Here is a 22,778-nt window from a genome sequence, read left to right as displayed (position 1 = left end):
TCACCAGGCGGTCGCGCCGCCGTCGACCGGGTAGTTCGCCCCGGTGATGTACGACGCCCGGTCGGAGGCGAGGAAGACCACCAGCTCGACGACCTCCTCGGGGCGCGCGAAGCGCTTGAGGAGCGTCTTGGCGGTGATGGCGTCCCGCGCCTCCTGGTTGTCACCGAGGTCGCGTTCGCTGGCCGGGGTGAGGGTGGGCCCGGGGCTGACCGCCACCGCGCGGATGCCGTGGGGCGCGCCTTCGAGCGCGAGCTGTCGCGTCATGCCGATGATGCCGGCGTTCGCGGCGGTGTGACCGACCATCGGCGGGACGTGGCCGCCGATCAACCCGGCCATGGAGGCGGCGCTGATGATGACACCGCCGCCCCGCCGCACCAGGTGCGGCCAGGCGAACTTCGACACGAAGTACGGAATGTCGAGTTCTCCGGTGATGGTGTAGCGCCAGTCCTCCACGGAGAAGTCGGGCATCGGGCCGAAGCGGAGCGCTGCTGCGTTGTTGTAGACCACGTCGAGCCCGCCGTAGGCGGCCGCGGCGTCGTCGACGAGCTTGCGTACCTGCTCGGGGTCGGTGAGGTCGACCGGCGCGATGCCGGTCATCTCGCCGCCGGCGCGACGGACGAGTTCGACGGTCTCGTCGTTACCGGCGACCTGGAGGTCGGCCCCGACGACCTTTGCGCCCTCGCGGGCGAAGGTCAGCGCCGCGACGCGGCCCAGCCCACCGCCGGTGCCGGTGATCAGCACGACCTTGCCATCGAGCGTTCCCATGGAACTCCTCCTCGGTTGACGACCAACGCGCCCGGCATGGGTGGTAGGTCGGATTGATATGTCAACTAGGTTAAGTCCTTGACCGGTCAATCGCTTCCCGTTATCGCTTACCCGGTGACGCGCACGACAGCCCCGCACCGGGGCCTGTGACAGAACGGCGCGGCAGGTGAGATCGCGACCGGAGCGGGAACGTCGCCAACCGGTACGCGACAGCGGAGCCGCCCCCGAACCGGTCGGAGTCGGCCAGGCTGGGCCCGAACTACTCGGACGACCCGCAGAGGGCCTGCGGGGACGTACGCTTGGCGAACTGTCGATCTGGGGGTGTGGGTGCGAACTCGGGCAACCGTGGCGGGTGGAGTGGTGCTCATCCTCGTCGCCGTGATCGCGATCTGGCTCGTCGTACGGCAGGTGGGCGACAACCTGAGGTTGCCGTTGGTGGCACGGAAGTGCACAGTGCAGGCCGACGGACGGGTCGCGCTGGACGCCGACCAGATGGCAAACGCCGCGACCATCGCCGCGATCGGCGCGAAGCGCGGAATGCCCGAACGGGCCGTCGTGGTCGCGCTCGCCACCGCTTACCAGGAGTCCGGGCTGCGCAACCTCGCCGACGGCGACCGCGACTCGGTCGGCCTGTTCCAGCAGCGGCCGAGCCAGGGCTGGGGCACTCCGGCGCAGATCCGTGACCCGCGCTACGCGGCCAACCGGTTCTACGCGGCCCTGAAGAAGGTGCGTGGCTGGGAGAAGATGCGGGTCACCGATGCCGCCCAGCGGGTGCAGCGCTCGGCGTTCCCCGAGGCGTACCAGAAGTGGTCCGACGACTCCGAGGTGCTCAGCCGGGCCCTGCTCGGCGACGCCAGCGGCGCGGTCGCCTGCTCGGTGGGGCGTACCCCGGCGATGCACGGCGCGGCGGCGGCCGCGCAGCTGACCCGCAACCTGGTGCTCGACTGGGGGTTGAAGGGCACCGACCCGACCAACCCGACCGGGTTGGCGGTGACTCCGGGCGACCAGCGCGACGGCTGGCGGTACGCGCACTGGCTGGTCTCGCACGCCCAGGACCACGGGGTCAAGCGGGTCCGCTTCGGCGACCTGGAGTGGACCGCCCGCGACGGCTCGTGGGGCCGGGTGGACGGTCGGCAGAGCCCCGCCGGCCAGGTGGTGGCCGAGGTGTTCAACGAGGGTTGACCGACCCGGATCTCTTAACCGGCAGTCACCGCACAATCGGGCAATACCTGCCAAATCGCACTATTGATCGCCCAGATCTCACCCTGTGCGTTTCTCTCGCTGCGTGGGGTCCCACCGTGGCCCGATCCCGCGCCACACCCTCCCCGATGCCTGGACCACCGCGTTACGATCGGCGGCCTGTGCCAGAAAAGGTTTCACCTCATGGGGAGGGGTACGACGCGGTGTTCGATTACGGCGACCGGACCGGTTACGAACCGATCAGCGACACTGACCGCAAGGAGTTCCACGAGCAGGGCTTCCTCCTGCTGCGCAACGTCCTGACGGAGGACCACCGGGCGGCGCTGGAGGCGGCGGTCGACCGCGTCTACGCGGAGGAGCAGGCGAAGGGCACCACCAAGAAGGACGGGACCCTGCACCTGCTGGGCTTCCTGGAGCGCGACGAACTCTTCGGTGAGCTGCTGACCCACCCGATCGCCTTCCCGTACATGTGGGGGCTGGCCGGCTGGAACATCTACACCCACCACAACCACCTGGACGTCACCCCGCCGGCCGCCGAGCCGGAGAAGCCGTACTGGGGTTGGCACCAGGACGGCTACCGGCAGAACTCCGACCCGGAGACGATGGACCCGAACCTGCCTCGGCCGATGTTCTCGCTGAAGGTCGCGTACGTGCTGTCGGACCTCTCCGAGACCGGCCGCGGCGCCACCAAGGTCATCCCGGGCAGCCACCTGAAGAACTCGCTGCCCCGGCCGGCGGACCTCACGGTGCAGAACCCCGACCCGGAGGGCACGGTGGAGATCACCGCCAACCCGGGCGACGCCTTCATCTTCGACCGCCGGCAGTGGCACTCGCGGTCGACGAACCTGTCGACCATCACCCGCAAGATGCTCTTCGTCGGCTACACCTACCGGTGGATCCGTCCGCTGGACGAACTGCACCCCGACGTGAACGGCGAGTGGTACCGCAACCGCACCCCGGTGCAGCGCCAGCTGATCGGTGAGGGCACCCACACCGCCAACTACTGGGGCATCAACTGGGACGGGTACGTCGACGACGAGATCCCGCTGCGCAAGGAGCTCAAGGAGCGCGGTCTGCTCGACCGCAACATCCCCTGGCTCCGCTGATCCACTGCCCGTAGGACGGCCCCCTGCCGACGCTCAGCGTTGGCGGGGGGCCGTTCCACGTCTGCGGACCCGACCATTCGGGCCGAGCCCGTTCCGGCCACCGGAGACCGCACTGTCGGTAGCGTGGCGGGTGCGCAGGTCGGGGCGCGGCGCCCCCGCCCAGGGCGTGGGTGGCACAGGAGGCAGCGCAGTGACATCCGCTCCGCTCCCCCGGATCCTCCGCCGCCGCGGCGAGCCGGAATACCCGACCTTCCTGGAACTCTTCTTCGATCTCGTCTACATCTTCATGTTCTCCCGGCTCGCTGCCAGCCTGGCCGAGAACCTCACCGTCCGGGGTGCGGCGCAGACCGCCGTCCTGCTGCTGGCCGCCTGGTGGGTCTGGGTGCTGACCGCGTGGCTCACCGACCTGTTCAACCCCCGACTGCCGATCATCCAGGCGACCACCCTGCTGGTCATGCTCGGCACGCTGCTGATGGCGATCGCGACTCCGTACGCCTTCGGTCGGTACGGGTGGCTCTTCGTCGCGGCCTACTTCGGCATCCACCTGGTCCGCGACGCCGTCCTGATCCCCGGCACCCGGGTGAACCGTCCGATCCAGGCCAGGAGCATCCGGGTGTTCTTCTGGTTCGGCGTCACAGTGACGCCCTGGGTGGCCGGGGTGTTCGTGGACGGGACCGCCCGACTGGTGCTCTGGTCGCTCGCTGTGGCGGTCGACCTCGGCTCGGCCCGGATCGGCTGGCCGACGCCGAGGCTGGGGCGTACCGAGCTTGCCAGCCAGATCTTCACCGGGGTGCACCTCTCCGAGCGGCACCGGGCGATCTTTATCGTCGCGCTCGGCGAGTTGATCCTGAGCACCGGCATGGGGCTGGCCGGCAGCGGATTCACGGCCGGCGCGGTGGCCACCGGCGCTGTCGCGTTCGTCAGCGCGGTCCTGCTGTTCCAGCTCTACTTCCAGCGGGTCCAGCGGATCCTTGCGCCACCGAGCGTCGCAACTGTGGAACGGGTCCGCTCCGGCACCTCCACCTCGTACAGCCATCTGGTCATGGTGGCCGGGGTGGTGCTGGTCTCGACCAGCACCTCGCTGGTCATCCACCGGCCGTTCGGCCACGCCCCGGTCGAGCTGATGGTCGCCACCCTCGGCGGACCGGTCCTGTTCCTGCTCGGCAGCGTCCTGTTCGATGCCGTGGTGACCGGCCGGACCCTCTGGTCCCGGGTGCTGGCGATCGTGGTGTTGTGCGCCCTGGTGGCACCCGCCACCCTCCTGTTGCCGCCCCTGGCCGGCCTGGTGCTGGCGAACCTGGTCCTGCTGATCACCCTGGTCGGGGAAGGGCTGGCCGCGCGCAGGCACCTGGTCGAGGCCGCCGCGCCATCGCCATGACGGGCCGTCCGCGACCGCCATGCGGAGTCACCGCAGCATCGGCGGTGCCGGCGTACGCGCGTGTCGCCGGGTGCTCACCAGGTTCGCCACGGCGATCAGGAGCAGCACCGCCATGGCGAGCAGGGCGACCAGCACCGGCGGCAGCACTGGCGTTGCCGGCGCCACGGCCGCCAACAGCACCAGCCCGGCCGACCGGGACCGCGAGATCCGCCCGAACACTGTGAAGTCGAGGACGCCCCGACCGATCAGGTACAACGCGGGTCCGCCGAGGATCACCGCGGCCCACGAGGGCGGGGTCTCGCCCAACGGGCGGCTCACCACGAGCCGGCTGGTGACCGCCGCGCCGACGATTCCGGCCACCATGATCAGATGGGTGACCGCGGCGGACTGGGTGAGCAGCGCCGGGTTGGACGACCGTGCGATTGCGTCGGTCAGCAGCTCACCGGCGCGGTAGATGTAGATCCGCCACATCAAGACGATGGTGGTGAACACGACGAGCAGCGCCCAGGCTCGCTCCAGCGTGTACTCGCTCATGCTGAAGGTCGTTCCGGTCGCGAAGATCGAGACACCGAGCGCGACGATGACGAACTGCCGGTAACGCTCGGCCACCCGCCCGCCGACCAGCCGCCAGTCGCGCGGCCGTGAGCGGCCGATCCCGGGCACAGGCCAGCCCAACGCGGCTGCGCAATACTCGACGACGACAGCGAGCGCCCAGATCGCCAACTGCCCCGAGCCGCCGACGAGCGCCCCACCGATCCAGCCGATGCCGGCGATGCCCTCCCAGATCTGGATCCGGATGGTGCGACGCGGCAGTCTCCTCGACGAGACGAGCAGGACGTAGTAGGCAGTGGTGCTGAGGTGAATGACCACGTACGTGGTCGCGAAGAGCAGCCGGCGATCGCCGAACGCATCGGCGGCGAGCGCGGCCAACAGCAGGCTGGCCGCCGCCACCCAGATGAACTGACCCTGCCCGACCGGGCGGGTCAGGTCGACGCTGTCCGCCGCCCAGACGGTCAGCGCCCAGATCATCGTGAACCCGAGCAGCAGCACCAGCGTTTCGGCGACGCCCGTCCAGGTCAGGTCGTCGGCCAGCACCGTCGCCAGGGTGACCAGCGCGAAGACGTAGACGAGGTCGAAGAAGAGCTCGAGGAACGCCGGACGCTCCAGGCCCGGGTCGCTGGGCGACGCCGCTGCGGCACCGCCGTCCGTCGCCATCGACATCGCGCTCCACCCGGTCCCCGCCGCACGCCCTCCGTGGGGACAATACGGGCAAGTCGGTCGCCGGGCCCGTCATCGAGGTTCTTGCGGGCGAATCCGTGGCGTGCCCGTCGGTGCTTCCCGGGCCCCGTCGCGTCGACGGTCGTCCCGGCCGGTCAGCCCCGGGCGGCGAGGCGTCGTCGGGCCTTCTCCCGGATCGGCGCCGGCAGGTCCTCGGCGTCGAGCAGCCGAGGCAACAACTCCGGCTCCAGGCTGGTCGCCCGGAACACCTCGCCGATGGTGACACCGTGCGCCGGCCGGTCCACCACCTCGATCGGGTCGCCCGCGCCGACCTCCCCCTCGCGCAGCACCCGCAGGTAGGCCCCGGGCGATGCCCGGACGGTGAACCGCTTGATCAGATCCGGTACGCCCCAGAACCCGGCGAAGGTGGTGCAGGGGGTGCGCGGCTTGGTGACCTGGAGCAGGGCGGAGCCGACCTGCCACTGCTCGCCGATCACCGCACCCGTCACGTCGACCGCGTAGGTGGTCAGGTTCTCGCCGAAGCCGCCGGGCGCTATGGCGCGGCCCAACTCGGCCACCCACCAGGCGGCGTCCTCCTCCGCGTAGGCGTAGACCGCCTGGTCAGGGCCACCGTGATGAGCCCGCTCGCCGATGAAGTCGCCCGCCAGGCCGCCGGTGAGCAGCGAAACCGGGCCGTCGACCGGCCGTTTGTCGATGCCGCTGCGACCGCTCGCGTCGCCGGCCCACCCCGCCTCGGTCACGATGCCGAGGTTCACCGCTGCCACCCTGCCCGTCATGACCGTCAGCCTAGTTGGCGGTCCATCGCCGGCCAGCCCTCCCGGCCGGGCGTCAGCACCGGCGTCAGCCGTCGCGGCGCGGGTCAGCCCTTGACGGCGCCGGCCACCAGGCCGGAGACCATCCGACGCTGCACCAGCAGGAAGAAAATGATGACCGGCAGGGTGAACAGGGTGGACGCGGCCATCACCGGCCCCCAGTTGGTGTCGTCCCGGCCGAAGAAGAAGGTCATCGCCACCGGCAGCGTGTAACTGCCCTGGTCGTTGATGAACGTCAACGCGAAGATCAGCTCGTTCCACGCCGTGATGAAGGAGAAGATGCTGGTTGCCACCAGGCCCGGCGCGACCAGCGGGAAGAGCACCCGGCGGAAGATCTGGGCCCGGCTGGCCCCGTCGATCGCCGCCGCCTCTTCCAGCTCCTTGGGCACGGCGGCGACGAAGCCGCGCAGCATCCAGACCGCGAACGGCAGCGAGAAGCCGAGGTACGTGAGGATCAGGCTGGGCAGGGTGTTGTAGAGCCCGAGCCGCTGGATCATCAGGAACAGCGGGATGACCAACGCCTCCAGCGGGATCATCTGCACCACCAGCAGCATGATCAGGAAGCTGGTCCGCAGCCGGAACCGGAACCGGGCGACAGCGGTCGCGGCGAGCAAGGCCACCAGGCCGCTGAGCACCACAGTGGAGACGGCGACCAACGCGCTGTTGAGGAAGAAGTCGAGAAAGCTGACGCCGGGGATCAGGTTGCCGGTCAGGATCTCCCGGTAGTGCGCCAACGTCGGATGGGTCGGCACCGGCTGCGGGGTGGCCGAGAAGATCTCGTTGCTCGGCTTCAGCGAGGTGGAGATCATCCAGTAGACCGGGAACGCCGCGAAGAGCGCGACCAGCAGCCCGGCGCCGTTGAGGGCGATTTTCTTCATGACTCGTCCTCCTGCCTGAGCACCATCCGTACGTAGAAGCCGGTGACCACGAGCAGGATCAGCGTGAGGATCACCGCGATGGCCGCGCCGAGCCCGTACTTGGGCGGCGGTGAGAAGGCTTCGGCGTACGAGTAGATGGCGAGCATGAACGTCGGCCGGTCCTGGGTGCCGCCGGCCAGCACGAACTGCTGGGTGAAGACCTTGAAGTCCCAGATCGTGGAGAGCACGATCAGGATCCCGAAGACCGGGCGCAGCAACGGGAAGGTGATCTTCCAGAAGACCCGCCACGGGCTGGCGCCGTCCACCCGGGCCGCCTCGTGCAGCTCACTCGGCACACTCTTGAGACCGGCCAGCACACTCACCGCGATGAACGGGAACGAGTGCCAGACCACCACCAGGGTGAGGATGGCGAAGAAGAGCAGCGGCGAGTTGAACCAGCCGTAGCCGGTCCAGTCGCTGCGCCCGAACAGGCTGTTCGAGAGCCCGTCCGGCAACGCGTTGAACAGCCACGTGACGAGGCCGCTCGTGTCGTCGAAGATCCACTTCCAGACGATGGTGCCGGTCAGCGCCGGCGTGGCCCAGGCGAGCATCACGCAGCTGGCCACGAACGTCGCCATCTTGCGACCGAGCCGGTTGAGCAGCAGCCCCACCAGGGTGCCGAGCACCATGGTGAGCAGCACGTTGGCCGCGGCGAACAGGACGGTGTTGCGCAGCACGGTCAGGAAGAACGGGTCGGAGAGGATGTCGGCGTAGTTGCCGAGCCCCACCCACGGCCACTCCCGATCGCCGCGCAGTTGGCGGACGCTGTTCAGCCGGTAGAAGGACATCACCACCACCTGGCCGAGCGGCCAGAGCAGCAGCACTCCGATGATCAGCAGGGCGGGCAGGAGCAGCAGGTAGGGCAGGCGGTCCACCCGGCGACGCCGCAGCGCGGGGGTCTCCCGCGCGGCGGCCGTCTCCGGGTTTTTTGTCTGTGAGCTCACTTGCTGTTCAAAATGCCTTCCATCTCACCGGCCGCGTCGGCGGTAGCCTTCTCGACCGTCTTCTGACCCTTCATGACCGAGCTGTTCATCGCCTGGGTCACCGTCTTCGTCCGGCTGACCTCCACCCACTTCGGGGTGAGCGGCGTGAGCTTGGTGTTCTGCATGGTGGTGGCGAACGCCGCCATCACCTTGTCGTTCGCGTACGCGTCACCGGAGACCAGGTCCTGGTAGACGGGGAAGAAGCCGAGGCTGCTCGCGAAGCTCTGCGCGTTCTTCTTGTTCAGCAGCACTGTCAGGTAGTCCCAGGCCAGGTCCTGCCGCTCGCTGTCCTTCCAGATCGCCACGTCCGAGCCGCCCGCGAAACCGGGCGCCGCCTTGCCGTCCGGGCCGGGGATCGGGAACGTACCCCAGACCTTCTCGATCTCGGGGTTGTCCTTCTTGATGGCGCCCTGCTGCCAGCTACCCGCGAAGGCCATCGCGGCCTTGCCGGTGGCGAACTGGGTACGCGCGTCGATCTCGTTCCAACCCGCCGCCGCCGGCGGGGCGACCTTGTGCACGGTCACCAGGTCGGTCCAGAACTTGACGGCCCGCTGCGCCTCGGGCGTGGTGTAGCCGGACTTCCAGGTGCCGCCCTGGTTGCTGGCGATCTCGCCGCCCGCGCCCCAGAGGAAGGAGTAGAAGGGCAGCTCGGAGTTGCCGGGCAGCGCGATGCCGTAGGTGCCCTTCTTCTTCGCCTGCACGGCCTTGGCCACAGTGACAAGCTCGTCCCAGGTCTTCGGGGGCTGCACGCCGGCCTCGGCGAACCAGTCGGTGCGGTAGTAGATGGCGCGCACACCGGCGTACCAGGGCACTCCGTACTGCTTGCCGTCGAGCTGCGCGTTGCGCACCAGGTCGGGCAGCAGATCCTTGCCGTCGGCCCAGCCGCCCATCCGACCACTCACGTCGGCGAGCGCCTCCTGGGCGGCCCAACCCTGAGTCTCGGTGTTGCCCAACTCGGTGATGTCCGGGCCCTCACCGCCGGCGAGCGCCGCCTGGAACTTCTTGGGCGCCTCCAGCCAGGGGATGTACTGCACGACCACGTCGGTGTCGGGGTGCTTCTGGCGGAACTCGGCCTCGACTCCGTCGAGGAAGGAGTTCTGCGCGTCGCCGCCCTCGCCCATCATCCAGACCGTGAGCTTGCTGTCGTCGGCCGCGTCGTCGCCGGAACCTCCACAGCCGGTCAGCACCATCGCGGCCGAGGCCACCATGGCGGTGACCGGGGCCAGCCGCTTCCACCTGTTCACGCCACTTCTCCCCTCGCGCCGCTTGGAACTAACCTTCTCCGCCGCACCCTAGTACGGAGAATTCCTTTACGACAGTGGGCGGGACTGGCCGAAGCGTGGCGACCGTACCGCAGCGGCCCGACGACCAGCACTCCAACATCCGGCCAAAGTCGGGCCTTTCAGCACGAAAGGGCGCCCGGCTCTCGGCCGGGCGCCCTTTCCAGTCGTGCTTTCCTAGCAGTGGTGCTGTGTCGCCAGATGATGCCTGGTCGTTATCGGGTGACGCTGCGGCGGCGACCCACACCGGCCACCAGCGCGACAGCGATCGCGGCCACCACTACCTGCACCAGCAGCTCGGTCCAGTCGATACCGTTCGTCTCGGTCGCGATGCCGATGGCCCGCGCCAGAACGGTGCCCAGCAGGGCCGCGCCGATGCCGATCAGCAGGTGTAGCCAGATCGGCATGTTCTGCCGGCCCGGGACGACCAGGCGGCCGAGCGCGCCGACGATGAGACCAACAACGATCGCAGTGATGATGCCCCACACGGTGAGCTCCACGGCCACCCTCCTTCAAAGAATGTCTGACACACGGTGCGTGTGCTTCCTGTCGTGACCGTTAATTGCCCGACGCACCTAAAATCCAAACCGACTTCACTCACCAAACGATCACGACTTGGCCAACAAGGACACGATCCACAGCGGTCCCACCATCTCCCCGGGCCACCGCGCCACCGCGCCATGATCAACACGAGGTCATTGAATCCGCGGCATTGGACCCACCGGGACACCGCGACATCACCAGAACCGAGTCGATCACCGCGATCCAGCCCGCCGGAGACGTCGAGCAGGACGCGGCGACGGCCCTCCCGGCGGGCAGAACGCCGATGGGCGCCCGACCTGTCGGTCGGGCGCCCATCGGAGGTGTCGCGGTGGTACGAGTTGGTGCTGTGGTGTTACCGGGTCACGCGGCGGCGGCCACCCACACCGGCCACCAGCGCGACAGCGATCGCGGCCACCACTACCTGCACCAGCAGCTCGCCCCAGTCGATACCGTTCGTCTCGGTCGCGATGCCGATGGCCCGCGCCAGGACGGTACCCAGCAGCGCGGCGCCGATGCCGATCAGCATGTGCAGCCAGATCGGCATGTTCTGCCGGCCCGGGACGACCAGCCGGCCGAGCGCGCCGACGATGAGACCGACAACGATCGCAGTGATGATGCCCCACACGGTGAACTCCACGGTCGCCCTCCTTCAAAGAATGTGTGACACACGAGGTGTGTGCTTCCTGTCGTGACGGCTAAGTGCCCGACCCACCGAAAGCCCAAACCGACTCACCTCAAAGGACAACGTCAGTTGTCAATGCTGTGGCGGTGCGTCGGTTCGCGTGAGAGTGCGTCCACACAGGTAGAAGCCCATCTCATCGACTCTCCGACCCCACGACAGCTACCGAAAAAATTTCCGCACCGGGTGGTCACACCCGCCGCGCACACCCGGAAACGCGACGCGCCCGGGTGCGGATGGCACCCGGGCACGTACGGCGACGCCAACTACTTCTTGCCGGCGGCCTTGCCGTCGCCGGAGTCGGAGGAGAGGGCGGCGATGAAGGCCTCCTGCGGCACCTCGACCCGGCCGACCATCTTCATCCGCTTCTTGCCTTCCTTCTGCTTCTCCAGCAGCTTGCGCTTACGGCTGATGTCGCCGCCGTAGCACTTGGCGAGCACGTCCTTGCGGATCGCCCGGATGGTTTCCCGGGCGATGACCCGGCTGCCGATGGCCGCCTGGATCGGTACCTCGAACTGCTGGCGCGGGATCAGGGTGCGCAGCTTGGCGGCGATGGTGACGCCGTAGTTGTACGCCTTGTCCTTGTGCACGATGGCGCTGAACGCGTCCACCGGCTCGCCGTGCAGGAGGATGTCCACCTTCACCAGCTCGGACGCCTGCTCGGTGGTGGGCTCGTAGTCGAGTGAGGCGTAGCCCTTGGTACGGCTCTTCAGCTGGTCGAAGAAGTCGTAGATGATCTCCGCGAGCGGCAGCGTGTAGCGCAGCTCCACCCGGTCGGCGGAGAGGTAGTCCATGCCGAGCAGGTTGCCGCGCCGGCCCTGGCAGAGCTCCATGACCGCGCCCACGTAGTCGTTGGGCGTCAGTACGGTCGCCCGCACGACCGGTTCGTACACCTCGGCGATCTTGCCGGTGGGGTACTCGCTCGGGTTGGTGACGACGATCTCCTCGCCGTCGTCCGTGATCGCCCGGTAGACGACGTTGGGCGCGGTGGAGATCAGGTCGAGGTTGTACTCGCGCTCCAGCCGCTCCCGGATGATCTCCAGGTGGAGCAGGCCGAGGAAGCCACAGCGGAAGCCGAAGCCGAGCGCGCCGGAGGTCTCCGGCTCGTAGTCCAGGGCGGCGTCGTTGAGCTTGAGCTTGTCCAACGCCTCGCGCAGGTTGGGGTAGTCGGACCCGTCGATCGGATAGAGGCCGGAGTAGACCATCGGCTTCGGGTCCTTGTAGCCACCCAACGCCTCGGCCGCCGGCCGGCTGTTGATGGTGACCGTGTCACCGACCCGAGACTGCCGGACGTCCTTCACACCGGTGATCAGGTAGCCGACCTCGCCGACGCCGAGCGCCTCGGCCTTGACCATCTCGGGTGAGATGACACCGATCTCCAGCAGCTCGTGCACTGCACCGGTGGACATCATCTTGATCCGATCGCGGGCGCTGATCCGCCCGTCGATGACCCGGACGTACGTGACGACGCCGCGGTAGACGTCGTACACCGAATCGAAGATCATCGCCCGGGCGGGCGCCACGGCGTCACCGACCGGCGGAATGAACTGCCGGACGATTTCGTCGAGCAGGTACGGAACGCCCTCGCCGGTCTTGCCGGAGACGCGGATGCAGTCGGCGGGGTCGCCGCCGATCAGGTGGGCCAGCTCCTCCGCGTACTTCTCCGGCTGCGCGGCCGGCAAGTCGATCTTGTTGAGCACCGGGATGATGCGCAGGTCGTTCTCGAGAGCGAGGTAGAGGTTGGCCAGGGTCTGCGCCTCGATGCCCTGCGCGGCGTCGACCAGCAGCACGGCACCCTCGCAGGCGGCCAGCGACCGGGACACCTCGTAGGTGAAGTCCACGTGCCCCGGGGTGTCGATCATGTTGAGCACCGCCTGCTCACCGGCCCGCTCACCCTCGCGGATGGTCCACGGCATGCGGACGGCCTGGCTCTTGATGGTGATGCCGCGCTCGCGCTCGATGTCCATCCGGTCCAGGTACTGCGCGCGCATCTGCCGCGGGTCGACCACGCCGGTGAGCTGCAACATCCGGTCGGCCAGGGTCGACTTCCCGTGGTCGATGTGGGCGATGATGCCGAAGTTCCGGATGCGACCGGGGTCGGTGGCACCAGGGGCGTTCGCGCCGGGATCGAGCTTCGGTGGCACAGCGGTCCGTTCTGGTCGGCTGACGTGAACAGGCCGGCGCGCCGCCGACCCCCTCTATGTTCCCACGCCGCCGGGGTGCGCCCACTGCGCGGGCGATGGAACGGCCCGAGGACCCCTCACTCCATCGGCGGCTCGACGAAGAGCGCGGCCAGCCGGGGCAGCCGTCGACGTGCCTCGTCCTCGTCGTCGAAGTCCCAGAAGTCGTTGAGGTCCGGTGTCCGCACCGGGTCGCGGTCCGCCGGCAGTTCGGTAGCTGTGGCCTTGCGGTACGCGTCCCAGGGCACCGAGAGCATCCGCTCGGCGGAGAACTCCTCGCCGCTGAGCGAGGCCGCCCGCACCTGGGGCAGTTCGGCCAGCGAGTCCGGTTCGGCGACCGCACGGGCGAACACGGCCCGCCCCTGGGTCATCAGCCAGCCCCGGAAGTGTTCGAAGCCGTCGGCCGAGGCACCACCGTTGATCAGGTACGCCGCGCCCCACAGATCCGCCTTGTGCGAGGCGGCCAGCACCCGCGTCTGGTGCCGCGCGTACCCGATGATGTCCTCCGGGTCGCGCTCGGCGAGCAGCGCCACGGCCCGCGCGGCGACCGGGCCGGGTTCACCCCCGCCGCCGGCCCGCGCCTCGTCGATCAGCTTCCAGAAGTCCTCGGTCCTCATGGCTTGGCAGTCTGGCAGTGTCGCCGTGCGTCGCGCACGTACCCCGGGGCAGCATGGTGGGATGTCCTCTCCCCTGCTGCCGCCGATTCCGTACCACGCGAGCGCCCTGCGCCCGTCGTGGCCCGCGTTGCCGGCGGCGCTGCGGGCCGCGGTCGCCGAACGGCTCGGCGCGCCGGTGGTCACCGCCCGGGTCGCTGCCGCGGGCTTCACCCGGGGGTTCGCCGCCGTGCTCGACACCGCCGACGGTGGTCGGGCCTTCGTCAAGGCCGCACCCGCCGCCGAGCAACCGCATCTGGTCCACTGGTACGCCCGGGAGGCCGCGATCCTGGATCGGCTGCCGACCGACCTGCCGGCGCCCCGCCCCCGCTGGACCCTCTCCGCGGCCGGCTGGTTCGTGCTCTGCACCGACGCGGTCGACGGGCACACCCCGCACCTGCCCTGGGTGCCCGCCGAGTTGGACGCCACCCTCGCCGGGTACGCGCGAATCGCCGCCGCCCTGGCCGACCCGCCGGCCGAGCTGACAGCGCTCGGCCTGCCGTACCTGTCCGACCTGGCCCGGTCGGACATCCTCTGGTGGGAGGAGGTCGCCGCCGGTCGCGAGCCGACCCCACAACTGCCCGCGCCGCTGCTGGGCCGGCTGCCCGAGCTGGTGGAGTTGGAGTCTCTCCTCCCCCGCTACGCCGCCGGGGCGACCGGCCTGATCCACGGTGACCTGCGGGTCGACAACGTGCTGATCGACTCGGACGGCCGAGCCTGGTTCTGCGACTGGACCTGGGTCTGCTCCGGGCCGGCCTGGTTCGACCTGGCCGGCCTGCTGCTCACCGCGTACGCCAGCGGGCTGGACGCGGACCGGCTCTTCGCCGCGCACCCGGCCACCGCCGACGCGCCCCCGGACGCGTTGGACGCGACACTGGCCGCGCTGGCCGGCTACTACCTCACCGGCGCTGCGGCGGCACCCCCGACGGCCTCACCGCACCTGCCCGCCCACCAGCGATGGAGCGGCGAGCAGTCGCTCGACTGGCTGGCCCGCCGCCAGGGCTGGCGGTGAGCCGCCGTACTGGTCGAGGGCGTAACCTGGTCCCCGACGGGCCGGGTCCGTCCGCGCGAAGGCCGAGCCGTTTTGGCTCGTCCCCGGCGACCTGGTAACCTGGCTCTTCGCGCAGCGATGACGCATGTTCGTCATCACGCGCAATAAGCTGACCAACCCGAGCTATCAAGACGAGGCTGTCGCGTGGCGAACATCAAGTCCCAGATCAAGCGCAACCGGCAGAACGAGAAGGCCCGGCTGCGCAACAAGTCGGTCAAGTCGTCGCTGAAGACCGCCGTCCGGAAGTTCCACGAGGCTGCCGAGGCCGGTGACGTCGAGAAGGCGACCGCGCTCATGCTGGACGCCTCGCGCAAGCTGGACAAGGCCGTCAGCAAGGGCGTGATCCACTCCAACCAGGCCGCGAACCGCAAGTCCGCGATCGCGAAGCGCGTGGTGTCGCTGTCCGCCTGACGTTTTCACCGTCAGACTGATTCGGAAAACCCCGGGCCCCGGCCCGGGGTTTCCGTGTGTCCACAGGCCGGCCGGTTCTATCCGGGCCGGCCGTTCTGTGCGTGAATGCCGACGGGGTCGGCGCTCAGTCTGACGGGTTGGCCCGCCGGGGCGGCGGCACCGGGTCGGCGGTGATCACCACGCCGGGAACGCTGTGCGAGACCCACTCCACCCGGGCTCGGCCGACCACCGGTTCCATCTGTCGGCGAAACCGGTCCCGTTCCTGTTCGGGCACGAGCGCGGCGGAGCGGATCACGATCGCGGCCACCATGTCGTTGAGCTTGACCATGGCGGCCACCACGACCGGCAGCACCAGCACCGCCCACCAGCTGACCAGCTCGGCGAGGGCGAGCAGCACCGCCAGGGCGATGGCACCCTCGAAGAAGAGGAAGCACAGCACACCACCGGGGTTGACGAACCGCAGGCCGAGGAGCCGGGCGTAGAGCGGCCGGTAACGCTCCTCGTCCACGGGAATGGTGGCCCACGCTGGGCGGTTCGCCCCCGTCACCTGGCGCTGCCCTGCCGGGCCGCCGCGACCGAGAAGACCGCGCGCTCCAGGGCGTACGCCCGGTCGTCGGAGCCGCCCTTGACGGCCGCGTTGCACTCGGCGGCGACCTGCATGGCCCGGACCAGGCCCTCCGGCGTCCAGCCCCGCCCCTGCCGCTGCGCCCGTTCGATCTTCCAGGCGGGCATTCCGAGGCTGCTGGCGAGCTGGTACGCGTTACCTCGCCCGGCCGATGCCACCCGGGCCACAGTGCGCACCCCGTCGGCCAGGGCGTCGGCGATGGGCACCGGGTCGACCCCGACGTGCAGGGCCCAGCGCAGTGCCTCGAGCGCCGCCGGCACGTCGCCGACCATTGTGGCGTCCGCCACCGTGAAGCCGGTCACCTCGACCCGGCCCCGGTAGTAACGGGAGACCGTCTCGGCGCTGATCCGGCCATCGGTGTCGGCGACCAGTTGGGAGCAGGCGGCGGCCAGCTCACGCAGGTCGTTGCCGACCGCCGCGATGAGCGCCTCGGCGGCGTCGTCGGTGCACTTTCCGCCGGCCCGGCGGATCTCGTCGCGGACGAAGGCCACCCGGTCGCGGTGCCCCTTGAGCTTGGCCGCCGGAACCACCGTCGCGCCGGCCGCCCGCAGACCGTCGGCGAACGCCTTGCCCTTGGCACCGCCCAGGTGCAGCACCAGCAGCTGGACCTCGGGGTCGGGATTCTTCGCGTACGCCAGCAGCGCGGCGACCAGGTCCTTGCGGGCGTCCTGGCCGGAACGCAGGATCAGCAGCCGCCGCCCGCCGAACAGCGAGGGGCTGAGCATTTCGGCGATCTCGCCGACGGCGAGCGCGCTGGCCTGGTACTCGCGGACGTCAACCTCGGGGTCCACACCGCGAACCTTCGCGACAGCTTCGGTGACCGCGCGCGTGGCGAGCAGTTCCTCGTCACCGAGGACGAGCAGAATGGGAGCGAGGCTGGCGGGGGTCACGCCGCCCATATTCGCACGGCCTGCGGCGGGATCGTGCCTGCTCATTCGCTGCTTGATCGGCGCAGCCCGCACACAGCGCAAATCCAGACATCCAACTCAATCCTCCGCTTAATCCGCAAGTCGCCCGTCCAATAGGAAGCCGTCCACCTTGATCCACACGGGATCAAGGAAACTGCGGTATCGGACCGCCGGTGATACCCCGGGTTCAATGATCCCGAGTCGATCAGCGACCGTGGGGCCATCGCGGGTCCAGGCTGTCGACCTGCGCACAGGGATGCCGGCCTGCGCTCAGGGCCGCCGGCCTGCGGGCACACCTCGCCGGGCTACCGCCAGACCGTTGCCCGTCCGGACCGCCGCCACGTCGCCGTCCGTGTCCGTACGCAGCACCCGCACGCCGCCCCTGCCCAGTTGGGCGAGCAGCCCCGGACTCGGGTGCCCGTAGGTGTTGCCCGTGCCCACCGGCACGAGCGCCACCGTCGGCCGCACCGCGTCGAGGAAGCCCTGGTCCTGGTACGCCGACCCGTGGTGCGCGACCTTCAACACGTCCGCCCGTAACTGGCCGGGTGCCGCCCGCGCCACCATCGCGTGCTGCTCCTCGGTCTCCGCGTCGCCGGCCAACAGGATCCGCACCCCGGCCACCGTGGCGCGCAGCACCAGCGAGTTGTTGTTCGGGTCGGACCTGGTCCCGGCCAGCGGGTACGGCGGGCCGAGCACCAGCAGGTCTACCCCGCCCACGGGATGGCGAGCGCCCGCCACGGTGGTCAGCAGCGCGGCCCGCCCGCCGGTGGCCGCCGCCCGAACCAGGTCCCGACCGCTCTCCGGGTCGGTGGACGACGGCGTCAGCACGGCACCCACCCGCCGCCCCCGGAACACCCCGGCCACCCCGCCCACGTGGTCCGCGTGGAAGTGGCTGATCACCAGCAGAGGCACCTCCCGTACGCCGAGCCGACGCAGGCAACCGTCCACCGCACCCGGTTCCGGCCCGGCGTCCACCACCACGGCCCGGCCGGGGTCGACCGGCAGCACCAGCGCGTCGCCCTGCCCCACCGCGCAGGCCACCACCACCCACCCGGCGGGCGGCCAGCCGGCGGCCACCAGCCGAACCGGCAGGGCACCCAGCACGGCGGCAACCCCCACCACCGCCACCAGCCGGCGTACGAGGGGCCGGCGAACCGCGATCAGCAGCGCGACGGTCAGCCCGGTCAGCAGCAGGGCGCCGGGCACCCCGCCCGGCCAGGGCAGAGTGCCACCTGGCAGTCGAGCACCGTGACGGGCGATGACCACCAGCCACCAGGCCGGCCAACTCGCCAGCCACGCGACGAACTCGGCACCGGCCGGCCAGATCGGCGACACCACGGCCGCCAGCACACCCAGCACTGTCGCTGGCGCGATGGCCGGCACCGCCAACAGGTTCGCCGGCACCGCCACCAGGCTCACAGTGCCGGAGATCCCGGCGACGACCGGGCCGCAGGCAAGTTGGGCGGCCGCCGGCACGGCCAACGCCTCGGCCAGCCCAGGCGGGACACCTCGCCGACGCAACCCGTCCCGCCAGCGCGGCGCGAGCAGCAACAGGCCACCGGTGGCCAGCACGGAGAGGGCGAACCCGGGGTCCCCGGCCAACTCGGGGTCGACGAGCACCAGCACGGTCACAGCGGCGGCCAGCGCGGGCAGCGCCGCCCGAGGTCGACCGGCGGCGAGCGCGGCCAGCCCGATCGCTCCCATCGTGGCTGCCCGTACGACGCTCGGCGACGGGCGGACCAGGATGACGAACCCCACCAGCGCCACCCCACACAGCGCGGCGGCGAGCCACGGACCGGCACGCGACCACCGGGCCAGCAACAGCACCGCACCCACCACGATCGCGACGTTGGAACCGGATACCGCGTTGAGATGGGTCATCCCGGTGGCCTGGAAGTCCGCCTCGACGGCGGGTGGAAGGCGGCTGGTGTCACCCACCACCAGACCGGGCAGCAGCCCACCGGGGTCGTCGGGCAGCGGCGCGCAGGCCCGTTGCAGACCGGCACGCAGCGTCCCGGCGGCGCGCTGCGCCCAGGACGGCGCGCCGTGCCGCTCCGGCGGATCGTTGGTGCTGAGCACCGCCGCGGTGAGGTCGCCGCCGCGCGGAACGCCGAGCCGGCCGTCGACGGTGAGGCGCTGCCCGGGCAGCAGGCCCCGCCAGGCCGGGTCGGTCGCCAGGACGAGCAGCCGCACCGACGCGTGGATGCGTCGACCGTCCGGGCCGATGAGCCGGACCAACTCGGTCGACACCAGCAGCATTCCCGGCCGCCCGGCGCTCCGGATCGGGCGCGGATCGTCCCGGACGACCAGGTCGGCGGTGATCGGAGCCCGGTGCTCGGCGAGGGCACGGATCACCGGCGCGTCGCGAACGGCGAGCCGGGCGGCGGTGGCCGCACCACCACAGACCACACCGAGGCCCACCGCCACGGCGACCCACCCGTAGCGCCGCACCACGGCTCGGGGACTGCCGAGGCGGCCGAGCAGATGCACGGCACCAATTGCCGTCAGACCGGCCGCTGCGCCGGCCACCAGCAGCGTGGTGCGGCTGCCGAGGTGCAGGCCGGAGAGCGCCGTGAGCCAGGCCGCCACCGCGAGCCCAGCCAGTCGCAGATCCGGCGGCTCAGACCGGGCCCGGCCAACCAGTGGCGTGCCCTGCGCCGGCCCAGCCAGCGGCTCGGGCTGAGCCCTACCGGCCGGCGAAGGAGCAGCGGCGACGGCCGACTCGCTCACACCGTCACCAGGTCCTTGAGCTGCTCGTAACGTGCATCGCCGATCCCGTCGACCTGGCGTAGGTCGCCAACGGACTTGAACCCGCCGTGCTCGTCTCGATAGGTGAGGATCCGTTGGGCGAGCACCGGCCCCACCCCGGGCAGCGCGTCGAGCTGCGCCAGCGTCGCGGTGTTGAGGTTCAGCGGCCCGGTGGCGGGTGCCGCGCCGCCCGCTGCGGGCCCGGCCGCACCGCCCGGCACCGGCGGTGGCGTCACCCCAACCACGATCAGCTCGCCATCGGTGACCTTGCGGGCGGGGTTGAGCAGCGCCACGTCGACCCCGGGCAGCGCGCCGCCGGCCGCCTGCACCGCGTCGGCGAGCCGGGATCCGGCCGGCAGGCGTACCAAGCCGGGTTTTCGGACCTTGCCCGCGACCGCCACCACCACCTCGCCGGAGCTGGACACGCTGGGGTCACCCGAGGGCGCGGCCGACGCGGTTTCGGTGACCAGCGGGGCGACCGGCTCCGACTGCGGCCGGGCCTGCCAGGCCCAACCTGCCGCACCCACTACCACCACCACGGCGACCACCGCCAACGCCCGCACGCCGCGCCGCCCAGGGTCGAACGCCCCGGGGCCGGGTAGCCGCGGCTCGGGCGGGACCGCAAGACCGTCCGATGTCGGCTCCGCGACCAGCCCCGCGGGCTGCGAGGACAGCACGTCCAGGCACGACGGGGGTACGCCCGTGAGCGGCGCCTCCGGCCGGGGCGGCGGCGCGACAGCCGCTTCCGTCAGCCGGCGCAGGCGCTGGCGTACCTCTGTCTCCTCGTCGTCCGACACAGCGCGACGCTATGGCGGCGGCCGGGACGGTGGAGAGTGACGGCGTCATCCTGTGGACAACCACCACCACTGTGGACAATGCCCTGATCATGCCCCGATCTGCTATGTGAGGACTCGAACTACGGCGCGTGGCCTGGGCGGCCGTTCTGGTCGCGGACGCCCGCAGCGAGCGGACTACCCTCGGCGGTATGCCCGACTCCCGCCTGCTGCGCATCGGCACCCGCAACTCTCCGATGGCTCTCGCCCAGGTCGAGCGGGTCCGCGCGATGCTCGCCGATCGGCACCCCGAGGTCACTGTGGACGTGCTGTCGATGTCGACAAGCGGGGACCGCTGGCACGGTGACCTGGCCGCCCTGGGCGGCAAGGGGGCGTTCACCAAGGAGGTGGACGCCGCCCTGATCGCCGGGGATGTGGACCTGGTGGTGCACTGCGTCAAGGACGTACCCGGAGACCGGCCGGCGCCAGCCGGCACCGTGATGGCCGCCTACCTGGCCCGCGACGACGTCCGGGACTGCCTCGTGCACGCGGACGGGCTACGGATCGACCAACTGCCCCCCGGTACCCGGATCGGCACCTCCGCCGTCCGGCGGGTCGCCCAGTTGGCGCTGCACTGGCCGAACCTGGTGCCGGTGGCCATCCGGGGCAACGCGAACAGCAGGCTCGCCAAACTCGACGCCGGGGACAGGTACGACGCGCTGCTGCTCGCGTTCTCCGGGCTGGAGCGGATCGGGCAGGCCGCCCGCATCACCCACCCGATCGACGTCGACACGATGGTCCCGGCCGTCGGGTCCGGCACCCTGGTCCTGCAATGCCGGGAAGACGACACCAGCACCCGTGACCTGGCAGCCAGTCTCGGCGACCCACGGGCCTGGCGGGAGACCGTGGCGGAGCGGACCATGCTGCACATCCTGCAGGGGAACTGTCACTCCCCCATCGCTGCGCTCGCCCGCACCGAACCCGACGGCCGCCTCGGCCTACGGGCAAGGGTGATCAGCCTCGACGGTAAGACTGTGCTCGACGTACACGAATGGGCGGCGGATCCGATCACCCTCGGGACCTCCGTCGCCGCCGCCCTGCTCCGGCAGGGCGCCCGTGACCTCCTCGACCTGCCCGCGCACGCCTGACCGTCCGCTGTTGTCGGCCCTCGGGGCCGTACGTTGTCGACAACGGCTACCCCACGACCCACGAGGCTCAGCAGCGAGGTTGTCGGCCGACGGGCCTGCTAAAGGTACGGCCGGGTGATGATCTCGATGGCGTGGCCGGCCGGGTCGAAGAAGTAGAAGCCCCGCCCACCGTGCTCGGTGTTGGTCTCCCCCTCCCGCTTCAGCTGCGGGTCGGCCCAGTACGTGATGCCACGTCCCTCGACGAACGCCAGGCACCGCACGAACAACTCGTCGTCGACGAGGAACGCGTAGTGCTGCATCTGGATGTCCACCGGCGGCTCGGCGAACTGGAGCAGCACACCCTCGTCCAGCTGGACGTTGGCGAACGGCCCCCACGACGGCGCCTCCGGCAGCTCGAACAGCTCTCGGTAGAACGCGGCCGAGGCGCTCTTGTCCTTGCTGGCGATGATGGTGTGGTTGAACGTGACTGTCATCCGTACCGTCTTCTTCCCGGTCGATCCGAAGACCCGACCGGAGGCCCACAGCGTTCACCCAGCCACGCAGATGACGAAGCCCCGAGGGCACCGACGCCCCGGATCCCGCACGAGTGACGCGTACATCGCATCGATCTCGGCGTGGTGGCTGAAGTAGCCAGAACCTCCGGGGGTAGGCCCATCTGGGGCGCGCACGGAGGCTAACACAGTGGCGCGGGAGATCTCATTCACCGTTTCTGGAGCATGACCGAAGCGACTTCCGCCATGAGCGCCAACGCCCAGTCGAGTTGTCGACAGTCGCTGTGTCCTCGGCACTCCAGGCACCCGCCCGCCCGCCACGGCCGGTCGAGCGCCCGGGTCCAGTGAGCATCCAGCACCCGCTTGGCAATGAACAGTTCGGTCGCCGTGGACACCGGTTCATCGATTGGCATGTTCGGCGCCTCCACCCGGTCCGAAGTAGCCCGCCCTGGGGGCCGAGGCCTTGCGATGCGCTCCCTCAGGGCGGGCAGACCGGATACCTCAGGAGTGCTGAAGTCCAGGAGCACCCGGTCACTGTCTCACTGTATCCACTGTCTCAGTGTAGTCAAGTTCTCACTATCTCCACTTTGCTGCGTTGCCGCCTTGTCCCGATCACGCCCGGGCTGGAAACATGATCTCCGCTGAAGTCCGGGAGAGCCGCCCATGCCGACGAGACCACCGCACTACCGCCGCGTGGCGGATGACATCGAGCAGAAGATCCGCTCGGGCGAATACTCGCCTGGCCAACAACTGCCATCGGTTTCCGAGATTGGTGAGCTGTACAACGTGGCACGCTCAACGGCCTATCGAGCCGTCAAAGAGCTGCACGAACGGAACCTGATCTACGGCCAGCAGGGCCAGGGTGTCTTCGTCGCCGACAGCTAGAAG

Annotated in this window: 23 protein-coding genes; 7 read left to right on the top strand and 16 right to left on the bottom strand. The window is 70.2% G+C overall.

The window, feature by feature from the left end:
• On the bottom strand, positions 1 to 765 hold the full coding sequence (locus ACLJOK_RS00315) for an SDR family NAD(P)-dependent oxidoreductase (protein WP_328652545.1): 765 nt from the start codon (positions 763 to 765) through the stop codon (positions 1 to 3).
• Between the two features lie 321 nt (positions 766 to 1,086).
• Here ACLJOK_RS00315 and ACLJOK_RS00310 point away from each other — a divergent pair, with 321 nt between their 5' ends.
• The 3 genes from ACLJOK_RS00310 (at position 1,087) to ACLJOK_RS00300 (ending at position 4,449) form a co-directional block, all read left to right on the top strand.
• Positions 1,087 to 1,947 carry a hypothetical protein gene (locus ACLJOK_RS00310; RefSeq protein ID WP_410815397.1) on the top strand — a complete coding sequence of 287 codons (861 nt, stop codon included), beginning with the start codon at positions 1,087 to 1,089 and terminating at the stop codon, positions 1,945 to 1,947.
• Positions 1,948 to 2,168: 221 nt separating this feature from the next.
• Entirely contained in the window at positions 2,169 to 3,071 is a 903-nt protein-coding gene (locus ACLJOK_RS00305; RefSeq protein WP_091409805.1) for a phytanoyl-CoA dioxygenase family protein, read from the top strand.
• A gap of 190 nt (positions 3,072 to 3,261) precedes the next feature.
• On the top strand, positions 3,262 to 4,449 hold the full coding sequence (locus ACLJOK_RS00300; RefSeq protein ID WP_410815396.1) for a low temperature requirement protein A: 1,188 nt from the start codon (positions 3,262 to 3,264) through the stop codon (positions 4,447 to 4,449).
• A gap of 27 nt (positions 4,450 to 4,476) precedes the next feature.
• Here the strand turns inward: ACLJOK_RS00300 and ACLJOK_RS00295 are convergent, their stop codons facing one another.
• From ACLJOK_RS00295 to ACLJOK_RS00255, 9 genes are all read right to left on the bottom strand, one after another.
• Positions 4,477 to 5,670 carry a low temperature requirement protein A gene (locus tag ACLJOK_RS00295; RefSeq protein WP_410815395.1) on the bottom strand — a complete coding sequence of 398 codons (1,194 nt, stop codon included), beginning with the start codon at positions 5,668 to 5,670 and terminating at the stop codon, positions 4,477 to 4,479.
• 152 nt (positions 5,671 to 5,822) lie between these two features.
• A complete protein-coding gene (locus ACLJOK_RS00290; protein ID WP_410815394.1) occupies positions 5,823 to 6,464 on the bottom strand; it encodes an MOSC domain-containing protein in 642 nt (213 codons plus the stop codon).
• Positions 6,465 to 6,547: 83 nt separating this feature from the next.
• The gene (locus tag ACLJOK_RS00285) at positions 6,548 to 7,378 is read right to left on the bottom strand and encodes a carbohydrate ABC transporter permease (RefSeq protein WP_410815393.1); all 831 of its coding nucleotides are present in this window, start codon (positions 7,376 to 7,378) and stop codon (positions 6,548 to 6,550) included.
• Positions 7,375 to 8,361 carry a carbohydrate ABC transporter permease gene (locus ACLJOK_RS00280; RefSeq protein WP_410815392.1) on the bottom strand — a complete coding sequence of 329 codons (987 nt, stop codon included), beginning with the start codon at positions 8,359 to 8,361 and terminating at the stop codon, positions 7,375 to 7,377. The genes ACLJOK_RS00285 and ACLJOK_RS00280 overlap by 4 nt, the downstream gene beginning before the upstream one ends.
• Positions 8,358 to 9,644, bottom strand: coding sequence for a sugar ABC transporter substrate-binding protein (locus ACLJOK_RS00275; RefSeq protein WP_410815390.1), 1,287 nt, complete (start codon positions 9,642 to 9,644; stop codon positions 8,358 to 8,360). Before ACLJOK_RS00275 ends, ACLJOK_RS00280 begins: the two co-directional genes overlap by 4 nt.
• Positions 9,645 to 9,895: 251 nt before the next feature.
• Positions 9,896 to 10,180 (bottom strand): GlsB/YeaQ/YmgE family stress response membrane protein, encoded by a 285-nt coding sequence (locus tag ACLJOK_RS00270; protein WP_410815388.1) that lies wholly within the window; start codon positions 10,178 to 10,180, stop codon positions 9,896 to 9,898.
• Positions 10,181 to 10,575: 395 nt separating this feature from the next.
• Entirely contained in the window at positions 10,576 to 10,860 is a 285-nt protein-coding gene (locus ACLJOK_RS00265) for a GlsB/YeaQ/YmgE family stress response membrane protein (protein WP_238660678.1), read from the bottom strand.
• 308 nt (positions 10,861 to 11,168) lie between these two features.
• On the bottom strand, positions 11,169 to 13,046 hold the full coding sequence (gene lepA / locus ACLJOK_RS00260) for a translation elongation factor 4 (RefSeq protein WP_410815387.1): 1,878 nt from the start codon (positions 13,044 to 13,046) through the stop codon (positions 11,169 to 11,171).
• A 116-nt stretch (positions 13,047 to 13,162) separates the two neighbouring features.
• The gene (locus ACLJOK_RS00255) at positions 13,163 to 13,699 is read right to left on the bottom strand and encodes a DUF4240 domain-containing protein (protein WP_410815386.1); all 537 of its coding nucleotides are present in this window, start codon (positions 13,697 to 13,699) and stop codon (positions 13,163 to 13,165) included.
• 61 nt (positions 13,700 to 13,760) lie between these two features.
• Here ACLJOK_RS00255 and ACLJOK_RS00250 point away from each other — a divergent pair, with 61 nt between their 5' ends.
• Together ACLJOK_RS00250 and rpsT are read left to right on the top strand one after the other, a co-directional pair.
• A complete protein-coding gene (locus tag ACLJOK_RS00250; RefSeq protein ID WP_410815385.1) occupies positions 13,761 to 14,747 on the top strand; it encodes a phosphotransferase family protein in 987 nt (328 codons plus the stop codon).
• Between the two features lie 183 nt (positions 14,748 to 14,930).
• Positions 14,931 to 15,197, top strand: a complete 267-nt coding sequence (rpsT, locus tag ACLJOK_RS00245) for a 30S ribosomal protein S20 (protein ID WP_030491765.1) — start codon at positions 14,931 to 14,933, stop codon at positions 15,195 to 15,197.
• A 124-nt stretch (positions 15,198 to 15,321) separates the two neighbouring features.
• Here the strand turns inward: rpsT and ACLJOK_RS00240 are convergent, their stop codons facing one another.
• The 4 genes from ACLJOK_RS00240 to ACLJOK_RS00225 all read right to left on the bottom strand — a co-directional run bounded on the left by ACLJOK_RS00240 (position 15,322) and on the right by ACLJOK_RS00225 (position 20,275).
• A complete protein-coding gene (locus tag ACLJOK_RS00240) occupies positions 15,322 to 15,744 on the bottom strand; it encodes a hypothetical protein (protein WP_410815384.1) in 423 nt (140 codons plus the stop codon).
• Positions 15,741 to 16,721, bottom strand: a complete 981-nt coding sequence (holA, locus tag ACLJOK_RS00235) for a DNA polymerase III subunit delta (RefSeq protein WP_410815382.1) — start codon at positions 16,719 to 16,721, stop codon at positions 15,741 to 15,743. The genes ACLJOK_RS00240 and holA overlap by 4 nt, the downstream gene beginning before the upstream one ends.
• A gap of 279 nt (positions 16,722 to 17,000) precedes the next feature.
• The gene (locus tag ACLJOK_RS00230) at positions 17,001 to 19,400 is read right to left on the bottom strand and encodes a ComEC/Rec2 family competence protein (protein WP_410819179.1); all 2,400 of its coding nucleotides are present in this window, start codon (positions 19,398 to 19,400) and stop codon (positions 17,001 to 17,003) included.
• Positions 19,401 to 19,456: 56 nt separating this feature from the next.
• Positions 19,457 to 20,275, bottom strand: a complete 819-nt coding sequence (locus ACLJOK_RS00225; RefSeq protein WP_410815381.1) for a helix-hairpin-helix domain-containing protein — start codon at positions 20,273 to 20,275, stop codon at positions 19,457 to 19,459.
• 188 nt (positions 20,276 to 20,463) lie between these two features.
• On the opposite strand from ACLJOK_RS00225, the gene hemC reads away from it, so the two are divergent.
• Positions 20,464 to 21,399, top strand: coding sequence for a hydroxymethylbilane synthase (gene hemC, locus ACLJOK_RS00220; protein ID WP_410815380.1), 936 nt, complete (start codon positions 20,464 to 20,466; stop codon positions 21,397 to 21,399).
• A 98-nt stretch (positions 21,400 to 21,497) separates the two neighbouring features.
• Here the strand turns inward: hemC and ACLJOK_RS00215 are convergent, their stop codons facing one another.
• Positions 21,498 to 21,872 carry a VOC family protein gene (locus ACLJOK_RS00215; protein WP_112604312.1) on the bottom strand — a complete coding sequence of 125 codons (375 nt, stop codon included), beginning with the start codon at positions 21,870 to 21,872 and terminating at the stop codon, positions 21,498 to 21,500.
• A 227-nt stretch (positions 21,873 to 22,099) separates the two neighbouring features.
• Complete coding sequence (locus ACLJOK_RS00210) at positions 22,100 to 22,303, bottom strand: hypothetical protein (RefSeq protein ID WP_410815379.1); 204 nt, start codon at positions 22,301 to 22,303, stop codon at positions 22,100 to 22,102.
• 280 nt (positions 22,304 to 22,583) lie between these two features.
• Here ACLJOK_RS00210 and ACLJOK_RS00205 point away from each other — a divergent pair, with 280 nt between their 5' ends.
• On the top strand, positions 22,584 to 22,775 hold the full coding sequence (locus ACLJOK_RS00205; protein WP_244236754.1) for a GntR family transcriptional regulator: 192 nt from the start codon (positions 22,584 to 22,586) through the stop codon (positions 22,773 to 22,775).
• Positions 22,776 to 22,778 lie beyond the last annotated feature (3 nt).

The sequence above is a fragment of the Micromonospora sp. 050-3 genome (assembly GCF_046549335.1).
Classification (GTDB): Bacteria; Actinomycetota; Actinomycetes; order Mycobacteriales; family Micromonosporaceae; genus Micromonospora; species Micromonospora trifolii.
Note: the sequence above shows the minus strand (reverse complement) of the source record. Positions and strands in the feature narration are given on the sequence as shown.

Excerpts from the sequence above, each read along its gene's own strand:
- holA (WP_410815382.1), bottom strand. The coding sequence starts at position 16,721 with ATGGGCGGCGTGACCCCCGCCAGCCTCGCTCCCATTCTGCTCGTCCTC.
- ACLJOK_RS00255 (WP_410815386.1), bottom strand. The coding sequence starts at position 13,699 with ATGAGGACCGAGGACTTCTGGAAGCTGATCGACGAGGCGCGGGCCGGC.
- ACLJOK_RS00285 (WP_410815393.1), bottom strand. The coding sequence starts at position 7,378 with ATGAAGAAAATCGCCCTCAACGGCGCCGGGCTGCTGGTCGCGCTCTTC.
- ACLJOK_RS00250 (WP_410815385.1), top strand. The coding sequence starts at position 13,761 with ATGTCCTCTCCCCTGCTGCCGCCGATTCCGTACCACGCGAGCGCCCTG.
- ACLJOK_RS00295 (WP_410815395.1), bottom strand. The coding sequence starts at position 5,670 with ATGTCGATGGCGACGGACGGCGGTGCCGCAGCGGCGTCGCCCAGCGAC.
- ACLJOK_RS00210 (WP_410815379.1), bottom strand. The coding sequence starts at position 22,303 with ATGCCAATCGATGAACCGGTGTCCACGGCGACCGAACTGTTCATTGCC.
- hemC (WP_410815380.1), top strand. The coding sequence starts at position 20,464 with ATGCCCGACTCCCGCCTGCTGCGCATCGGCACCCGCAACTCTCCGATG.
- ACLJOK_RS00215 (WP_112604312.1), bottom strand. The coding sequence starts at position 21,872 with ATGACAGTCACGTTCAACCACACCATCATCGCCAGCAAGGACAAGAGC.
- ACLJOK_RS00315 (WP_328652545.1), bottom strand. The coding sequence starts at position 765 with ATGGGAACGCTCGATGGCAAGGTCGTGCTGATCACCGGCACCGGCGGT.
- ACLJOK_RS00290 (WP_410815394.1), bottom strand. The coding sequence starts at position 6,464 with ATGACGGGCAGGGTGGCAGCGGTGAACCTCGGCATCGTGACCGAGGCG.